Source organism: Denitromonas ohlonensis, assembly GCF_007625205.1.
Lineage (GTDB): Bacteria > Pseudomonadota > Gammaproteobacteria > Burkholderiales > Rhodocyclaceae > Nitrogeniibacter > Nitrogeniibacter ohlonensis.
This window is the reverse complement of record NZ_VMNI01000002.1, coordinates 266,828-282,392: the sequence shown is the minus strand read 5'-3', so window position 1 is coordinate 282,392 and position 15,565 is coordinate 266,828. Positions and strand designations below refer to the sequence as shown.

General features: G+C 62.7%; 16 protein-coding genes and 1 tRNA gene. 7 read left to right on the top strand and 10 right to left on the bottom strand.

Annotation, left to right across the window (positions count from 1 at the left end; translation table 11 throughout):
* Positions 1-109: 109 nt before the first annotated feature.
* The 4 genes from mltB to FHP89_RS02020 are packed head-to-tail and all read right to left on the bottom strand — an operon-like array spanning position 110 to position 4,986.
* Entirely contained in the window at positions 110-1,150 is a 1,041-nt protein-coding gene (gene mltB, locus FHP89_RS02035; RefSeq protein WP_144177018.1) for a lytic murein transglycosylase B, read from the bottom strand.
* Positions 1,150-3,096: a transglutaminase TgpA family protein gene (locus FHP89_RS02030; RefSeq protein ID WP_144177016.1), complete on the bottom strand. Its 1,947-nt coding sequence runs from the start codon at positions 3,094-3,096 to the stop codon at positions 1,150-1,152. Before FHP89_RS02030 ends, mltB begins: the two co-directional genes overlap by 1 nt.
* Complete coding sequence (locus FHP89_RS02025) at positions 3,080-4,075, bottom strand: DUF58 domain-containing protein (protein WP_260851439.1); 996 nt, start codon at positions 4,073-4,075, stop codon at positions 3,080-3,082. Before FHP89_RS02025 ends, FHP89_RS02030 begins: the two co-directional genes overlap by 17 nt.
* Complete coding sequence (locus FHP89_RS02020) at positions 4,072-4,986, bottom strand: AAA family ATPase (RefSeq protein WP_144177014.1); 915 nt, start codon at positions 4,984-4,986, stop codon at positions 4,072-4,074. Before FHP89_RS02020 ends, FHP89_RS02025 begins: the two co-directional genes overlap by 4 nt.
* Positions 4,987-5,096: 110 nt before the next feature.
* On the opposite strand from FHP89_RS02020, the gene FHP89_RS02015 reads away from it, so the two are divergent.
* The 4 genes from FHP89_RS02015 (at position 5,097) to FHP89_RS02000 (ending at position 8,950) form a co-directional block, all read left to right on the top strand.
* A complete protein-coding gene (locus FHP89_RS02015) occupies positions 5,097-6,023 on the top strand; it encodes a histone deacetylase family protein (protein WP_144177011.1) in 927 nt (308 codons plus the stop codon).
* Between the two features lie 118 nt (positions 6,024-6,141).
* A complete protein-coding gene (gene dapA / locus FHP89_RS02010) occupies positions 6,142-7,020 on the top strand; it encodes a 4-hydroxy-tetrahydrodipicolinate synthase (protein WP_144177009.1) in 879 nt (292 codons plus the stop codon).
* A gap of 20 nt (positions 7,021-7,040) precedes the next feature.
* A complete protein-coding gene (bamC, locus tag FHP89_RS02005; protein ID WP_144177007.1) occupies positions 7,041-8,180 on the top strand; it encodes an outer membrane protein assembly factor BamC in 1,140 nt (379 codons plus the stop codon).
* Positions 8,177-8,950 (top strand): MBL fold metallo-hydrolase, encoded by a 774-nt coding sequence (locus FHP89_RS02000; protein WP_222105295.1) that lies wholly within the window; start codon positions 8,177-8,179, stop codon positions 8,948-8,950. The genes bamC and FHP89_RS02000 overlap by 4 nt, the downstream gene beginning before the upstream one ends.
* Positions 8,951-9,002: 52 nt before the next feature.
* On the opposite strand, the gene FHP89_RS01995 is transcribed toward FHP89_RS02000, so the two are convergent.
* Positions 9,003-9,506, bottom strand: coding sequence for a hypothetical protein (locus FHP89_RS01995; protein WP_260851438.1), 504 nt, complete (start codon positions 9,504-9,506; stop codon positions 9,003-9,005).
* Positions 9,507-9,737: 231 nt separating this feature from the next.
* On the opposite strand from FHP89_RS01995, the gene rlmD reads away from it, so the two are divergent.
* Positions 9,738-11,039 (top strand): 23S rRNA (uracil(1939)-C(5))-methyltransferase RlmD, encoded by a 1,302-nt coding sequence (rlmD, locus tag FHP89_RS01990; protein WP_144177005.1) that lies wholly within the window; start codon positions 9,738-9,740, stop codon positions 11,037-11,039.
* A 126-nt stretch (positions 11,040-11,165) separates the two neighbouring features.
* Positions 11,166-11,253: transfer RNA gene (locus tag FHP89_RS01985), tRNA-Ser, on the top strand.
* 805 nt (positions 11,254-12,058) lie between these two features.
* Here FHP89_RS01985 and FHP89_RS01980 read toward each other — a convergent pair.
* The 4 genes from FHP89_RS01980 to FHP89_RS01965 all read right to left on the bottom strand — a co-directional run bounded on the left by FHP89_RS01980 (position 12,059) and on the right by FHP89_RS01965 (position 14,345).
* Positions 12,059-12,562, bottom strand: coding sequence for a hypothetical protein (locus tag FHP89_RS01980; RefSeq protein ID WP_144177003.1), 504 nt, complete (start codon positions 12,560-12,562; stop codon positions 12,059-12,061).
* A 14-nt stretch (positions 12,563-12,576) separates the two neighbouring features.
* Complete coding sequence (locus FHP89_RS01975; RefSeq protein ID WP_144177001.1) at positions 12,577-13,344, bottom strand: helix-turn-helix domain-containing protein; 768 nt, start codon at positions 13,342-13,344, stop codon at positions 12,577-12,579.
* 74 nt (positions 13,345-13,418) lie between these two features.
* Positions 13,419-13,967, bottom strand: coding sequence for a hypothetical protein (locus FHP89_RS01970; protein WP_144176999.1), 549 nt, complete (start codon positions 13,965-13,967; stop codon positions 13,419-13,421).
* Positions 13,968-13,991: 24 nt separating this feature from the next.
* The gene (locus FHP89_RS01965; RefSeq protein WP_144176997.1) at positions 13,992-14,345 is read right to left on the bottom strand and encodes a hypothetical protein; all 354 of its coding nucleotides are present in this window, start codon (positions 14,343-14,345) and stop codon (positions 13,992-13,994) included.
* 445 nt (positions 14,346-14,790) lie between these two features.
* On the opposite strand from FHP89_RS01965, the gene FHP89_RS01960 reads away from it, so the two are divergent.
* On the top strand, positions 14,791-15,192 hold the full coding sequence (locus tag FHP89_RS01960; protein ID WP_144176994.1) for a hypothetical protein: 402 nt from the start codon (positions 14,791-14,793) through the stop codon (positions 15,190-15,192).
* A gap of 93 nt (positions 15,193-15,285) precedes the next feature.
* On the opposite strand, the gene FHP89_RS01955 is transcribed toward FHP89_RS01960, so the two are convergent.
* A complete protein-coding gene (locus FHP89_RS01955) occupies positions 15,286-15,483 on the bottom strand; it encodes a hypothetical protein (protein ID WP_144176992.1) in 198 nt (65 codons plus the stop codon).
* Between the last annotated feature and the right edge of the window lie 82 nt (positions 15,484-15,565).

Genomic DNA, 15,565 nt, shown 5'->3' with positions numbered 1-15,565 from the left:
CGGGCCGCTTTGGCCCCGCTGATGCATTGCGCGCACCCGTCCGGGCGTGTCGCGTATTCCGTCAGTCCTGCAGCGCCAAGTGTAAGCGCCGGACGTTTGAGCGGCGGTGCTACTGCCGCGGAACGCTGGCCACCGTGGTTTCGTTCTGCGCGTTGCGCAGCGCTTCGGAGAGTGCAAACACCGCCATGGCGTAGAAGCTGCTGCGGTTGTAGCGCGTAATCACATAGAAGTTACGAAAGCCCAGCCAGTATTCAGTGGCGGCGCCCGGCGTTTCGAGGTCGACCAGCGTGGACAGGGTGCCGGCCGGCACGTCGCCCAGCGGCAGGATCTGATGCTCGCTCAGCGCCTGGGCCGACACGCTCGGCTCAATGCCGAGCTCAACCAGGGTTTGTGCGCGCGCGCCATCTTCGACATGCGCCCGCACTGCGACGGGTGCCCCGGCAATCCAGCCGTGTGCCGCCAGGTAGTTGGCAACGCTGCCGATGGCGTCCGTCGGGCTGCCTTCCAGGTCAATCTTGCCGTCACCATCGAAGTCGACCGCGTAGTTGCGGATGCTGCTTGGCAGGAACTGCGGGAAGCCCAGCGCGCCGGCGTAGGAACCTTCGTAGCTGAGCGGATCGCGGCCGCTGTCGCGCGCCAGCAGGAACAGGTTTTCAAGCTCGCGGCGGAACAGCGGCGCGCGGGGCGGGTAGTCGAAAGCCAGTGTGGCGAGCGCTTCGGCGGCCACGAAGTTGCCGGTGTTGCGCCCGTAGATGGTTTCGACGCCGATGATGGCGACGATGATCGATTCCGGTACGCCGTACTTGAGGCTCGCTGCGCGCAGGGTGTCGGCGTGTTCACGCCAGAACTCGGTGCCGGCCTCAATGCGCACAGGCTCAATGAAGCGGCTGCGATAGCGCTCCCACGAGCGCACGCCGCGCTTGGTGGGTGGCGTGATCAGGCGGATCACCCGGTCATTGCGCTCGATGCGGCCGAGTGAGCCGAGGATGTCGCTGGCGGCGATGCCATGGGTTTGCGCCATGTCTTCGGCAAAGCGGAGGGCTTCAGGGTGGGTGTCGTAACCCGAGCCCGCCATCGCGGTGCCGGCGGTGGCGGTGAGGCCAGCGAGCACAAGTGCGCGAAGCGGGCGAAGCAGAGAAATCGGACGCATTAAATCGAGAACCTTTTGATCTGTGAGTGAAGCGCCTTGCCGTCGACTGCCGTCGGGCCAGCGCTGTAGCGCAGGCGGGCGTAACGGTGCGCAATGGCGCGAATGGCGTCGGCGTGCTCGGGGCAGTGGCTGGCCGCGCGATTAGCATAGTCGGCCGGCCCCTCCCAGGGCAACCGGGGCACGCCCGCGCGGGCCAGTTTTCGTTCGAAGTGCTGCCATGCACGTTGCAGCGGGTCGCGCGGCGCGGCGCGGTGTTGCGCCCACCAGGCCAGCGCCGCCAGCAAGCCGCCGATACCGATCAGCATCGCCATGCCCATCTGGCGCCAGTCGTCGGTGTGCAGGCCGAGGCGGCGCAGGAGCGAGCGCTGGGTCTTCTGGTCGAAGCCGAGCACCCACTGGTTCCAGGCATTGCCAAGGAATTCCCAGCGGTCGCGCAGGGTTCGCAGCCAGGTCAGGTTGGGGCGCACCAGAAACGGCAGGGCGCTGTCCTCGGGCAGGGCCGCAGCCAGGCCGCCGTCGATCCGGCGCGGTGCGCTGGCGGCGGTCGGGTCGACCCGTCGCCAGCCTTCGCCGGCGAGCCAGACTTCGGCCCAGGCGTGGGCGTCGGACTGGCGCACCACCATGCTGTTGTCGAAGGGGTTGATCTCGCCGCCCTGATAGCCGGTGACAACCCGCGCCGGCACGCCGGCGGCGCGCATCAGCACCACAAACGCGCTGGCGAAGTGTTCGCAGAAGCCCTGGCGGGTGTCGAACAGAAAGGCGTCGGCGGTGTCGATGCCCAGGCGCGGCGGGCGTAGGGTGTAGGCCAGGTCGGCCTCGCGCAGCCAGGCGATGGCGGCGGTGACGATGTGCTCGGGCGTTTGATGGCGGCCTTTGAGTTGCTCGGCCAGCGCGCGGGTGCGCGGGTTGCTCGCCTCGGGCAAGTTCAGTGCGCCGTCCAGTGAAGCAGGCGCCTCATTTTGGCCGACCAGACTGTGCGGATAGGCGCTGGCGGCGTAACGCATGCGCTGGTCAATTGGCGTTCGGCCGAGCACGGTGAAATCGGCGGCGTAGGTGGCGTCGGCGATGCCGGCGGCAGGATAGTCGAGTGCCAGCAGCCACCGGCGGCTGTGGGCTTCGAGCGTCATGTCGTAGGTGTAGGCCGTGCCCGTGGTGGCGTAGTCGGGTTGGTCGGCGGTGGTGCTGCGGCGGATGGTCCAGCGCTGGCCGTCAAAATCGGTCAGCACCGGGCCGCGCCAATAGCGCAGCGCCGGGGGCGGTACCTCGCCGCGAAATGCGGCGCGAAAGGCGATCTCGCCCGATTGGCTCAGCTCGCTGATGGCGCCCGGCTGCATGCTGTCGGAGAGCCCGGTTCGCCCCGAGAAGGCGTCGGCGGGCAGCCCCCACAGCGGCCCCGGAATACGCGGAAAGAGCACGAACAGGAGGATCATGAAGGGCAGGGCCTGAAGCATCAGCACGCCGGCGGTGCGCAGTTGGGCGCGCACGGGGTGGCGGGTGTGCAGGCTGAGCAGGCTGCCGGTGGCGAGGACGGCGCCGGCGAGCGCGCCGACACCAGTGAGCGGCGACTGGGTGTCGAAGAACAGGCCGAGTTGGAGGAAGAAGCACAACAGCACCAGCACCTGCACATCGCGCGGCCGCTGGCATTCGAGGTATTTGAGGCCGAGCAGCAAGGCGAGCAGGGCGATGCCTGCCTGCTTGCCAAAGAGCGTGCCGTATTCGAACAGGATCAGCCCGCCGGCGGCGACCGCCAGCAGCGGCGACAGAAAACGCGGCGCTGCGCTTGGCGCTTTGAGCTGGCTGAGCACACGCCAGAGCAGGATCAGCGCGGCAAGGGCGCCGAGCCAGATCGGCAGGCGCGGCAGGTGGGGCAATAGCGTGGCGCCGGCGCAGGCCGCCGCCCAACGCAGCGGGTCAGCCGAGAGTGTGGACTCAGGCGCGCGTGACATGGTCGGGCGTGCCATAGAGCGCGAGCGCTCGCAGGCAGCGGTGTCGGTGTTGCGTGCCGCGATCGGGGCCGAGTTGCGTGCCGGGGAGAATCAGCGTCCAGCGCGCGTCGTTTTGCGCCGCGTCCACCACCCAGCGCGCGAGGCGCTGCAGGCGGGCCTCGTCGGGCAGTGCGGGCGGGAGTTGCTGCCAGTCGAATATTTGCGGACCCCCGGCGCCGCCCTGAAAGTGCTTGGAGACGAGCGTGCCGCTGCGGGCGACGGCTTTCCAGGCGACTTGACGCGGTGAGTCGGTGGGTCGGTGGGCGCGCAGGCCGGCGAACTCATCATCGCCCGAGTCCGTATGCGTCTGACCGGATGCGCCTGCGCTGGCCGGTGGTGGAGGCGGGCGGGATTCGAGCGCCGGGTAGACCAGCAGCGTGTGGTCGGGCGTCAGCACGCTCCAGGCGCGGATCAGACCGAGTGGGAAGACGGTTTCGATCACCACACGCCCGATCGGCTGCCAGCCGCGCGCGGCGGTGGGGGCGCTGAGGGTGATGGTGGTGTGGCTGTCGGGCGGGAGGTCGACACGGGCCGTGGCGCTCGCGGTGCGAACATGAATGGCTTCGCGCGGGGACTTGCCGTGGTGACCAATGATCAGTCCGAAGTGGGCGGGCTCGCCGCAATGCACCGGCGGTGCGGCGCCGGCTTTGATTTCGAGATGCAGCAGGGTGCGAAAGGCGTGAAAAATGCTGGCAATGCCCAGGCCGGCGAGCAGGAAGGTCAGCGCAAAGCCGAGGCTCAGGGTGTAGTTGATCGACGCCAGCAGCATCGCGAACAGGGTGAGCGCAAACACGACACCGGCGCGGGTGGGCAGGACGAAGATGCGCCGCTGCGGCAGGCGGAGCGGCAGGGCTTCGGCGGGGCGAATGCGGAACAGGCGGCGGTCGATGACTTGACGCAGCCCCGACCACAACCGGCGTGGCGCGGTGAGTGTGTTCAAGGCAGCGGCACGCTCTCGATCAGCGCACGGCAGCGCGCGTCGGCGGCGCCGACTGAGTGTGCCAGGCCAAGGCGGTGGCCGGCGACCGATGAGAACACGCGCTGGATGTCTTCGGGCAGCACATGCTCACGTCGGTCCAGCCAGGCCCAGGCGCGTGCTGCGCCGATGAGTCCGAGGCCGGCGCGCGGGCTCAGGCCGGGGCTGTCGTCGGCGCCGCGGCGACTGGCTTCGAGCAGCGCCTGGACATAATCGGCCAGTGGGCCCGAGACATGCACCTTGGCGCAGGCGCGCTGCATCTGGATCAGCGTGTCGGGGTCGATGACAGGTTCAAGCGCGGCGAGCAGATCGCGACGGTTCTCGCCGAGCAACAGGGCGCGCTCGGCGGCGGCGTCCGGGTAGCCCAGTTGCAGACGCATCAGAAAACGGTCGAGCTGGCTTTCGGGCAGCGGAAAGGTACCGATCTGGGTGCTGGGGTTTTGCGTGGCGATGACAAAGAAGGGGGTCGGCAGGGGGTAGGTCGTGCCGTCGGCGGTGATCTGCTCTTCTTCCATGGCTTCGAGCAGGGCGCTTTGCGTCTTGGGCGTGGCGCGGTTGATCTCGTCGGCCAGAATCAGCTGGGCAAAGATCGGCCCGCGATGAAACTGGAAGCCGTTGGCGCCGCGGTCGAAGACCGATACCCCCAGAATGTCGGCAGGTAGCAGGTCGCTGGTGAACTGGATGCGCTGGAAGGCCAGGCCGGGCAGGCGCGCCAGCAAGTGCGCCAGCGTGGTTTTGCCGACGCCGGGAACATCTTCGATCAGCAGGTGGCCGCGTGCGAGCATGCAGCACAGCGCCAGGCGCAATTGCGGTGCCTTGCCAAGGAGAATTGTGTCTGCACGTGCGAGCAGGGTATGCGCGAGGTCAACTGTCATGTAAAGCCGGTTGGGAAAAAAGAGTGTTCAGAGGATAATGAATCGATAAAAAATAGTAGAACTTGAGAGCCCGACAGGTCACGGATGCTGGTTAACAGGGAAGGGGGGATATGACAGCTACGGCATTTATCACACACAAGGATTGCTGGTTGCACGAAATGGGGCCTTATCACCCCGAATGTGCGGACCGGCTTTCGGCCATCAACGACCGGTTGATTGCCGCTGGCTTGGATTTGTTCCTCGCGTTTCATGATGCGCCGGTTGCAACGGTCGAGCAGTTGTCGCGCGCGCATCCGCGTGCGCATGTCGAAGGCTTGCTGGCCAATGTGCCTGAAACCGGCATCCGCCACCTTGACCCGGATACCGCCGTGTCGCCGGGCTCGATGAAAGCTGCCGTTCGCGCGGCGGGGGCGGGCATTCTCGGGGTTGATCTGGTGATGTCCAAAGAGGTCGAGAACGCGTTTTGCGCGGTTCGGCCACCGGGCCATCATGCCGAAAAAACCAATGCCATGGGTTTTTGCTTCTTCAACAACGCGGCGGTCGCCGCGCATCACGCCATGGAAGCCTATGGCATGAAGCGCGTCGCGGTGATCGACTTCGATGTGCATCACGGCAACGGCACCGAGGACATCTTCAAGGATGATCCGCGGGTGATGATGGCAAGCATCTTTCAGCACCCGTTCTATCCCTACAGCGGCACCGACAATCCGGCGCCCAACATGGTCAACGTGCCGGTGCCTGCGGGGACGCGTGGCGATGCGTTTCGCCAGATCGTCACCGACATCTGGATGCCGGCACTGCGCAAGCATGCCCCGGAGCTGATCGTGATCTCGGCGGGTTTCGACTCGCACTACGAAGATGACATGGGTTCCCTGGGACTGGTCGAAGCGGACTACGTGTGGGTCACCGAGCAACTGCGTACGTTGGCCGCCGAGTGTGCCGAGAAGCGGATTGTTTCGATTCTGGAAGGCGGCTACGCCCTGTCGTCGCTGGCCCGTTCGGTGGTTGCGCACATCAAGGCGCTCGCCGACATCTGAATCGTCTGTCATGGCCGGGCCCGTGGGCGTTGAGGCGCCCGCGGCCCGGCCTTATCACGCCGATGTTGCTTGGCGCGATTCGGGTACAATGCACTTTTGCTTTTTCGACCCGATACCCATGATTACCGGATCCATTGTCGCCATCGTTACCCCGATGCACGAGGACGGCAGCCTCGATTTCGACAGCCTGCGTTCTCTGATCGACTTCCATGTGCGCGAAGGCACTGACGGCATCGTCATCGTCGGCACCTCGGGCGAGTCCCCGACCGTCGACGTTGATGACCACTGCGAACTGATTCGTGTGGCCGTCGGGCACGCGGCCGGACGCATTCCCGTGATTGCCGGCACCGGCGGCAATTCCACCGCCGAAGCCATCGAGCTCACCCGCTTCGCCAAGGGCGCTGGCGCCATGGCGGGCCTGTCGGTCGTGCCTTATTACAACCGGCCGGGGCAAGAAGGCATGTATCGGCACTTCCGCGCGATTGCGGAAGCCGACGAGCTGCCGATGATCCTGTACAACGTGCCGGGTCGCACGGTGGCTGATCTGTCCAACGACACGACACTGCGTCTGGCCGAAATCCCGAACATCATCGGCATCAAGGATGCGACCGGCAACATCGGCCGTGCCTGCGATCTGGTCGCACGCGCGCCGGAGGGCTTTGCGCTCTATACCGGTGACGATATGACCACGCTGGCTTTCATCCTGATGGGTGGCCACGGGTGCATCTCGGTGACCGCCAACGTGGCACCGAAAATGATGCACGAGATGTGTATTGCGGCCCTCAAGGGCGACGTGGTCACCGCGCGTGCCATCAATCAGAAACTGCTCGGCCTGCATGGCGAACTGTTCTGCGAAGCGAACCCGATTCCGGTCAAGTGGGCGGTCAATCAGCTGGGGCTGATTGGCCCGACGCTCCGCCTGCCGCTGACGCCGCTTGGCGAAATCAACCACGACCGGGTGCGCAATGCCATGCGCGCTGCCGGGCTGTCCGTCTAATTCGATAGGTATTCATCACGATGCAGCGACGTCACACCGCGACTCTCTCCGTGCTCGCCGCCAGCCTGGTGCTGGCTGGCTGCAATGGCAGCATGATCGAAACCAAAAAGATCGACTACAAGAGCGCGGCCAAGGCGCCGACGCTGGAAATCCCCCCCGATCTGACCGTGCCCAATCGCAACGACCGCTATGCCGTGCCCGACTCGGGCGGCAAGGGGACGGCCACTTTCTCGACCTATAACACCGAACGCGTCGCAACCGCGGGTGCGGGTGAGTCGCGCGAAGTGCTGCCCGCCGAGGCCGGCATGCGCGTTGAACGTGCAGGCTCCCAGCGCTGGCTGGTGATCAAGAGAACGCCCGAAGAGCTATGGCCCGACGTGCGCAATTTCTGGATCGAGCTGGGCTTCATCCTGAACATCGATTCGCCGGAAATCGGCGTGCTCGAAACCGACTGGGCCGAAGATCGCGCCAAGATCCCGCAGGACATCATCCGCGGTACGCTCGGCAAGGTTCTTGATGGTCTGTACTCGACGCCCGAGCGCGACAAGTTCCGCACCCGCATCGAAAAGGGCACCGAGCCCGGTACGGTTGAGGTGTTCATCAGCCACCGCGGCATGATGGAAATCTACGAAAACGAATCCAAGTCGACCACGGTCTGGCAGCCGCGTCCGGCCGATCCGGAACTCGAAGCCGAAATGCTGCGCCGCCTGATGGTGCATCTGGGCGCCGAAGAAAAGCGGGCCGAAGAGAGCGTCGCGGTCGCACCGCGTCCCGAGCAAGCCACGCTAGCGACCGCCGGCGGGCAGACCCAACTCAAGGTTGACGATCCCTTCGACCGTGCATGGCGTCGTGTCGGCCTGGCGCTCGATCGAATCGGTTTCACGGTGCAGGATCGCAACCGTTCGGAAGGCGTGTACTACGTGCGCTACATCGATCCCGAACTCGACAACAACACCAAGAAGCCAGAAGGCTTCCTGTCGAAGCTGGCCTTCTGGCGCAGCAATGACAAACCCGTGGTGTCGGGCAGCGAGTATCGGATCCAGGTGGCCGGCGAAAACGCCGACCGCAGTCGCGTCCGTGTGCTCACGCCTGAAGGCGGCGAGGATACCTCGCAGACCGCCACCAAGATCCTCGGCCTGCTGCACGAACAGCTGAAGTGATCCGGTTCGCCTCGCTGGGCAGCGGCAGTCGCGGTAACGCGCTGCTGGTCCAGTCGGGGCGAACGCGCTTGCTCATCGATTGTGGCTTCGGGCCACGCGCACTGGCGCAGCGTCTGGCACGGCTGGGCGTTGTGCCAGAGCAGATCGACGCGGTGCTCCTCACTCACGAGCACAGCGATCATGTGGCCGGGGTTGCGGCTCTCGCCAAACGGTTTTCCTGCCCGGTCTATGCCTCAGCCGGTACACGCCGCGCGTTGGCGCGCCGCAAGATTTCTGTGCCCTGTCTTGAAGACATCGATGGCACGATCGACTTCGTCGTCCAGGACCTCCAGATTCGCCCCTATGCCGTTCCGCACGATGCGGAGCAGCCCATCCAGTTTGTCGTGTCGGCCGGTGGCTTGTCGCTGGGTGTGTTGACCGACGCGGGCAGCGTGACGGCATCCATGCGCGATGCGCTGCGCGGATGTGCCGGCCTGATGCTGGAGTTCAATCACGATGCGGCCATGCTCGCGCAAGGCCCGTATCCCGCGCGACTGAAAGCGCGGATCAGCGGTGGCCTGGGCCATCTGGAGAATCGCGTTGCGGCGGATTTGCTGCGCGCGCTGCGAGGTGATGCGCTGCAAGCCGTGCTGGCCGCACACTTGAGCGAAACCAATAACGATCCCCACCATGTGGCGACCTGCCTCACGCAGGTGCTCTCCGATACATCCACCATCTGGCATATTGCAACGCAGCAGGCCGGGTCCGACTGGATCGTATTGCGCGCTTGAAAACAAAAAACCCCGCCGAAGCGAGGTTTTTTGATTGCGGCAGATAAAGCGCTTACTGCTTGGGCATTTCCGGCTTGGCATCGGCTGCGGCGTCCTTGGCAGCTTCAACGGCGTTGCCAGCGGCTTCTTTCGCAGCTTCAACGGCATTGCCGGCGGCGTCCTTGGCGGCAGCAGCGGCGTCGCCCGTGGCTTCCACCGCAGCGGTTGCGCCTTCCTTGGCGGCTTCCATGGCGTGACCAGCAGCATCCTTGGCGGAGTCTGCGGCAGCAGCGGCGCTGTCCTTGGCGGCGTCAGCGGCGCTCATCTCCTTGGCGGCCTCAGCGGGGGCTTCGGTGACCGGAGCGGCGGCGGGGGCTTCAACAGCCGGCGCAGCGACCGGTGCAGCCGGCTCTTCTTTTTGGCCGCAAGCGGACACGGCGAGAGCGACAAGGGCGGCGACGAGGAGAGAATTTTTCATGTTCGAGGACCTCTTTCTTGGGTTGGGTATTGCGTTGATGTTGATCCTGCGTTTTGCAGAACTCGCTGAAAATACTAGCACGCGGATGATCGCATACAAGTGTTTTGTTGCTGTGCCGCAACATCATTTAACGGCCTCAAACGCTAGTTGCACTGCGGTTGTAGGGATTTTGGCGGGATGTCTAAATTGTTTCAGATTGTGCGTTGTGTCGAAGTGTTTCGTGATTCGGTGCTTGGCGCCCCTTCGCTTCGCCGAGGTCGTAGCGAGATGAAGGATTGATGTCGTCTGAGGGGTCGTTACAATACCGCCTTTCTTTACGATCAGCCGAACATGCCCATTGCCATCATCCAATCGCTCGACCACGAAGGTCGGGGTGTGACTCGCTCTGCCGAAGGGAAGGCGGTGTTTGTCGATGGCGCACTGCCCGGCGAAGAGGTCGAGTATTCGGTCGTCCGGAAGAAAAAGACCTTTGAGCAAGCCGAGATCACCAGGATCATTCGTGCCAGTGCGCAGCGGGTCACGCCGAAATGCGCCTTCTTCGACAAGTGCGGTGGCTGCTCGATGCAGCATTTCGACTCCAACGCGCAAGCCGCGGCAAAGCAGCGCGTGCTCGAAGATGCGTTCTGGCACATTGCCCGACTCAAACCCGCCATCATCTACCCGACGGTTGTTGGCGCGCCCTGGGGTTACCGCTATCGCGCCCGCATCGGGGTGCGGCATGTCCCCTCAAAGGGTGGCGTGCTGGTGGGCTTTCATGAAAAGCGCAGCAGCTATATCGCCGACATGAGTTCGTGTCAGATTCTGCCGCCGCATATCTCGGACATGCTGCCGCAGATGCGTCGCGTGATTGCCGGATTGTCCGTGCCCGATCGTGTGCCGCAGATCGAGATCGCCGTGGGTGACACAGAAACCGTTCTCGTGTTTCGCAATCTGGTTGAATTGAGCGACGACGATCTGGCCCAGTTGCGGGCGTTCGCCGAGGCGAACGCAGTGCAGGTCTGGCTGCAGCCTGCCGGCCCGGCAACGGCGTATTGCGTGCACCCGGAAGCGGCGCCGGCCTTGACCTACAGCATGCCTGAGTTCGATGTGACGATGAACTTCCGGCCCAATGACTTTACGCAGGTGAATATCCCGATCAACCGGGTGCTCATGCGTCGAGCGATGCAACTGCTCGACCCGCAACCCGGCGAGCGCATTGCCGACCTGTTCTGTGGCCTGGGCAATTTCAGCCTGCCGATCGCGCGCTCCGGGGCTACCGTCATTGGGGTCGAGGGCAGCGATGCCTTGGTCGCCCGTGCCGCCGAAAACGCACGCGCCAACGGCCTCGCGGAGCGCACCGAGTTCTATGCGGCCAACCTGTTCGAAGCCACCGAAGACAGCATGGCCGCCTTTGGAAAACTCGACAAACTGCTGATCGATCCCCCGCGCGACGGCGCCCATGCGGTGGTCAGCGCCCTGGGCGAAGACGCGCCGCGCCGGATCGTCTACGTGTCCTGCAATCCGGCCTCGCTCGCGCGCGATGCGGCGGTGCTGACCTATGAAAAGGGTTATCGACTCATCGGCGCGGGCATTGCCAATATGTTCCCGCAGACCTCGCATGTGGAATCGATTGCGCTCTTCGAGCGCGACTGACGGACGCGGCGCAATCGGCTATACTCCGGCCGCGCCAGCTCGCGAAACCGGCGAGCGCGGACCAAACGGAAGCTTGGCAGAGTGGTCGATTGCACCGGTCTTGAAATTTGTTGTAGGTAAGGTTTAGGAAGCTTGGCAGAGTGGTCGATTGCACTGGTCTTGAAAACCAGCATACCGCAAGGTATCCAGGGTTCGAATCCCTGAGCTTCCGCCAATAAATACAACAACTTAGCGCACTTTCAGCGTTATGCAAGATCAGTAAGAAAGTCGCTGCAACTGACCACATGCAAGGGCAAATTCGGTGCTAATCAGCGTCGAGAACAAAACGGCTCGTTTAACACATGTTTAACAATGCCGGTAAAGCTGCGTGAGGCTTGCCAGCACGGCGCACCCTCCCGCAACACCAGCACCGGCCAGCGTTGCAGCCCCGCGACTACCCGGCACACAGCGCCGCTACAGGCCGCGCAGTACCCGAGCCAATACCAGTGCGGCACCCTTGCGGTGATCGTTGGCTGTGCCGCCCGCTACGCCGCCCAGAATCGACAGTTCGTATAGGCGACGTTCGACTAATCCTCAATACACTTGCCTTGATGATGTTCAAAGCGGCTTACGCGACGATTTAGCCGTGTTGCTGCCGGATGATTAATCTGCTCAAAACAAACCCGCCGAAGTCATGCGACTAGGGCGGGCTTGAGTGTTCGCATCAAGCAAGGAGGAGATGCCCTACGAACTGCGGAGGTTTGTTTTACGAGGAACTCACCGCTATGCCTCGGCCTGAGTGGTGTTTGTGGTTATCGGGTGTTACCAGCTTTCGCGCCGCGTGCCGTCTTTGCAGGGTAGGCACATGCGAACACCTGCAACGTCACGGCTGAAGAACTTACGGCCACAGCAGGTGCAAGGACGCCAGCCGACATATCGCACGACGCGGGGCGGGTCAAAGTTCATATCCAGAACCGGCACCCGCTTGTCGTTGCGCTGCGGCCATTTCGCCGGTTCGATAATGTCGCGCCCCTCGCTCATTACAGCGCCTCGCGTCGTGCGATTTCGGCGTTCAGTTGTTCCAGCGTGGGCACCGTGAAATAGACCGTCTGTGGCTGGTGCAGCCCGTACAGTTCAGCAAGCGCACCAAGGGCGGCAATGCGTTCCATTGCATTGTCGTTTCGGTACGGGTTGGAAAGCTGCCAGAGTGACCAGATAATCCATTTCCGCATGTGAGCGGCGACCTGTTCCCGCGTCGGTTCAATGCCTGCATAGACGTGGGCTTGCCGGTGTGGGTTGCCTCGAATGAATGCGGGGTTCTTCCATGCCGGGTCGCGCTGCTCTGCCTCGGCAAGGCTGCGGCGCATGTCTTGCACCTGCTCCAATACCCGCGCCCACGTTGAGGCAGGCAACTCGCCATCTTCAGCGACCACATGCCTGTCGTTACCCTCTACCCAGACAATGAACCGCGTAGCGGGTTCCGTCGCCTCGGTGTCGTAATGAACGACGATGTTATGCGCGTCGTCGGTGTGGTTGGAAATCATTGTTCGTTCTCCTTTTATGTGTTGGGCAGTGCGGGCGGGACACGCCAACCATTCACCGTGTCAATTACGAGGTACTTCACGCCCAGCTTGCGGAACACCTCTTTCACGGTAGCCATTTCGTCCGGGGTCAGTTCTTCCGGGCACTCGCTGCGCTCGCCCCATTTCGCGTTGAGGTTCCTTCTCGCTGCTGGTGTTGCGTTCGGGTCTTCCGCCTTACGCATCAGATAGTCCAGAAGCTGAACCTCGTCCATGTCCAGCCTGCTCAGGTCGTAGGGCTTTTTCTCGTCGGTGGTAAGGGTCACGTCCTGCTGGAAGCGGCTTGGGGCGTCTAGGCCAGTGAGCTTGGCTCGCCGCTCCATGACACGCACTGCCGCCGCTATCGAGGCGAGGCGAGCCGCTTTGTCCTCTGCAATGCAGGTGCGCGGCAGTCCGGTATCGGGGTCTTTAACGACTTCCCCGTTGCGGTCGATGACGGGGATTTGAACGATCTTGCCGTTGTGAAGCAAGGGCGTGAAACTGCGAAGGACGTTCATTGCCTCCGCATACAGCGAATCGAGGCGGGCTAGTTCCAGATCAAGAAGCTGTTCCGCAGGTTCCTTCGTCATGTCGCGCAGTGATCGCGTGATGATGTCATGCACGCTGTCAGCGCGAATACCGAGGCGGTCGCCAATCGCTTGAAGGGTGTGGCCGTCGAGTCTCAACCTCAAAACTTCGGCGCGTCGTTCGGCCTGCTTAATGCTGGTGGATGAGGTGATGGCCTTCGGGCCGCGTCCTGTTTTCATGCTGTCCTCTCGGTGTTGTTTGAGAGGCACTGAATGCGGTCATTGACCACATTGGTTACGCCTGATGATGCGAATTACATAAACACGGAAACGCGGCTCAGTTCCTTCGCTACGCTGCCAACACGGTTCTTGGACATGCCAAGCGATTCAACAATGCGGCTGACGCGAGCATCGTTCTCTTGCGTGGCGAAGCCTTCCGGGGTCGCGCCGGACTGCTGCGCGAAGTAGCGTGCTTCCTTCCAATCACGGAAGTCTGCTTCCAGCGCCCGCACCAGTTCTGCAAGCGTGCCGCACAGCGGTTCAATGTCAGCAATGCGCTTGCCAGCTCTTGCGAGGATGCTGTCAGCGGTCGCCTTGAGCTTCGCAGCGCGGGCGGCTGCTTCAACTGCTTCGGCACTTCCAATGTCCGCCTCAAGTGCAGCGCGGCGCAGTTCAAGGCGGAGCATTAAGCGTCGCGCCTTCTCAATTTCGATTTCCAGCTTGTCGGCTTTCGCGTCCTCGCCCTTGGCGGCGGCTTCGTGCCATTGCGAGTGCAGCAGGGTGTATTCGCCGCTGGCTTCGTTGTGCTTGGCGATTACGTCAGCGAGGGTTTCGCGGAGTTTGTTCGTTTCAGGGGCGTTCATTTCAGTTCCTTTGTGGTTGGTGATTTACTTGCGATGCTGGTTGCTGGCGTTGAGTTGCGCCTCGAATGCAGCTTTGCGTCGAGCGCCATCGTCGCCGCCATTGAAGGCGTGCGCTTGCTGGACTTGTTGCGTGGCGAGAGCAGCTTGAGGCAGGGATTCCTTGAATTTCTCAAGTTCCTGATGCTCGGCTACTGTCATCTGAGACGGGCGGGACGGTTGCCCGCTGGTTTGGTCTTCGCGGTACTGATTGGTCTTCACGGTTGATGCTCCTTGGTTGAGAAGGTGGGTTAATGCGTCTTGGCGGGTGTATCCCGCCCCAAGACTCTGTCTGACCTGCTCCACCGCTTGGAGAAGGTCTTTGTTCAAAGTGAGTTCCACGCGAGCGCCGCCGTCCTGTTTCAGTCGGTCGCGGAATGCTTGCTGGTTCCTGGCGTTGTCGGTTGGCAAAACTGGCCTCTTCTCGGCTGGTGTGTTGTAGTGAGTGCAGCTTATGGCAAATTACCGGTAATAGCTTGATGAAAGCCACTACATCTAGGGCATTCTTCCGTCAAACCTACTAGCGGTAGTGGTTTTGTGTCGGCTTTGCTGGTGCGCTTGCTGACCGTTCGCACGACCCAATTTCGGGCCAATGCTGCACATACGTTAAACGGGGCGCGACGACCGACGACAAAGCGGAACAATTCCAATCGCTTACAAGCCGCGAACGTCAAACTAGGTATTTGCTGTTCCATGTTTAGCCGCTGACTGCATGACTAATCGCTTGCCGCTTCTCGGAGATGCATCCTGTAATTGCGTTGTCATCAACAACACACAGGAGAACGACATGAAGCAATCGACAACGACCTACACCAAGCGAGTGAATGCCCGTCGCGCTGGTGTCGCTGCTGGCATACCGACCGAACGGGTTGCAATCACGGTTCATAAGGATGGCGACGAGGTGCGCTTCGGCTGGAAGGAGAGCGCGGCACCTGTGAAGCCGGAGAAGGTGACCACAGCAAGCAAGGTGCCGAAGGTCGAGCAGGAGGAACGCAACGGGGTCAAGCGTCCGAAGGTTGGCGGGGCGTGCGCTGCTGTGTGGGCATGGCTGGACGCGAACCCTGCCGCTACCCTCAAGGAAGCGAAGGCGGCTGCACCTGCCCACGGCTGGAACGAAAACAATGTGAGCTGTGAGTATTACGCTCGCCGTAAGTTCTTGGGCATCAGTAGAACGACCGCCCCGAACTGACGTACATGACAAAAGCATCACGACAAGCGCCCGACAAGGGCGCTTTGTTTTTGCTGGCCGGTGCATGGGTATTGGCTACACCTGCTACAGCGGCTACAGCTTCCCCATGCCCGACGCTGCATCGGCGCGTTTTAGCTTCTTCTGCAAGCCCCAGACCGCTTCCCGAATGTCGGGTACGGCAGTCTCGGCAATCGCTAGACCTTTGGAAAAGTCGGTCAGCGAGTCCAGTAGCTCGCGCAGTTGGTACGCTTCGTTCTTGTCGAGTGTCAGTGCTTCGCCTGTCTTAATCATTTCACTTTCTCCTGTTGATTACCACATTGGCAGGCCGCTGGCGCTGCCGGTTTGTTGTCCGTTGCATCACTATGGTTTGCAT

Excerpts from the sequence above, each read along its gene's own strand:
- FHP89_RS02030 (WP_144177016.1), bottom strand. The coding sequence starts at position 3,096 with ATGTCACGCGCGCCTGAGTCCACACTCTCGGCTGACCCGCTGCGTTGG.
- bamC (WP_144177007.1), top strand. The coding sequence starts at position 7,041 with ATGCAGCGACGTCACACCGCGACTCTCTCCGTGCTCGCCGCCAGCCTG.
- FHP89_RS01955 (WP_144176992.1), bottom strand. The coding sequence starts at position 15,483 with ATGATTAAGACAGGCGAAGCACTGACACTCGACAAGAACGAAGCGTAC.
- FHP89_RS01980 (WP_144177003.1), bottom strand. The coding sequence starts at position 12,562 with ATGATTTCCAACCACACCGACGACGCGCATAACATCGTCGTTCATTAC.
- rlmD (WP_144177005.1), top strand. The coding sequence starts at position 9,738 with ATGCCCATTGCCATCATCCAATCGCTCGACCACGAAGGTCGGGGTGTG.
- dapA (WP_144177009.1), top strand. The coding sequence starts at position 6,142 with ATGATTACCGGATCCATTGTCGCCATCGTTACCCCGATGCACGAGGAC.
- FHP89_RS01975 (WP_144177001.1), bottom strand. The coding sequence starts at position 13,344 with ATGAAAACAGGACGCGGCCCGAAGGCCATCACCTCATCCACCAGCATT.
- FHP89_RS02015 (WP_144177011.1), top strand. The coding sequence starts at position 5,097 with ATGACAGCTACGGCATTTATCACACACAAGGATTGCTGGTTGCACGAA.
- FHP89_RS01970 (WP_144176999.1), bottom strand. The coding sequence starts at position 13,967 with ATGAACGCCCCTGAAACGAACAAACTCCGCGAAACCCTCGCTGACGTA.
- FHP89_RS02020 (WP_144177014.1), bottom strand. The coding sequence starts at position 4,986 with ATGACAGTTGACCTCGCGCATACCCTGCTCGCACGTGCAGACACAATT.
- mltB (WP_144177018.1), bottom strand. The coding sequence starts at position 1,150 with ATGCGTCCGATTTCTCTGCTTCGCCCGCTTCGCGCACTTGTGCTCGCT.
- FHP89_RS01960 (WP_144176994.1), top strand. The coding sequence starts at position 14,791 with ATGAAGCAATCGACAACGACCTACACCAAGCGAGTGAATGCCCGTCGC.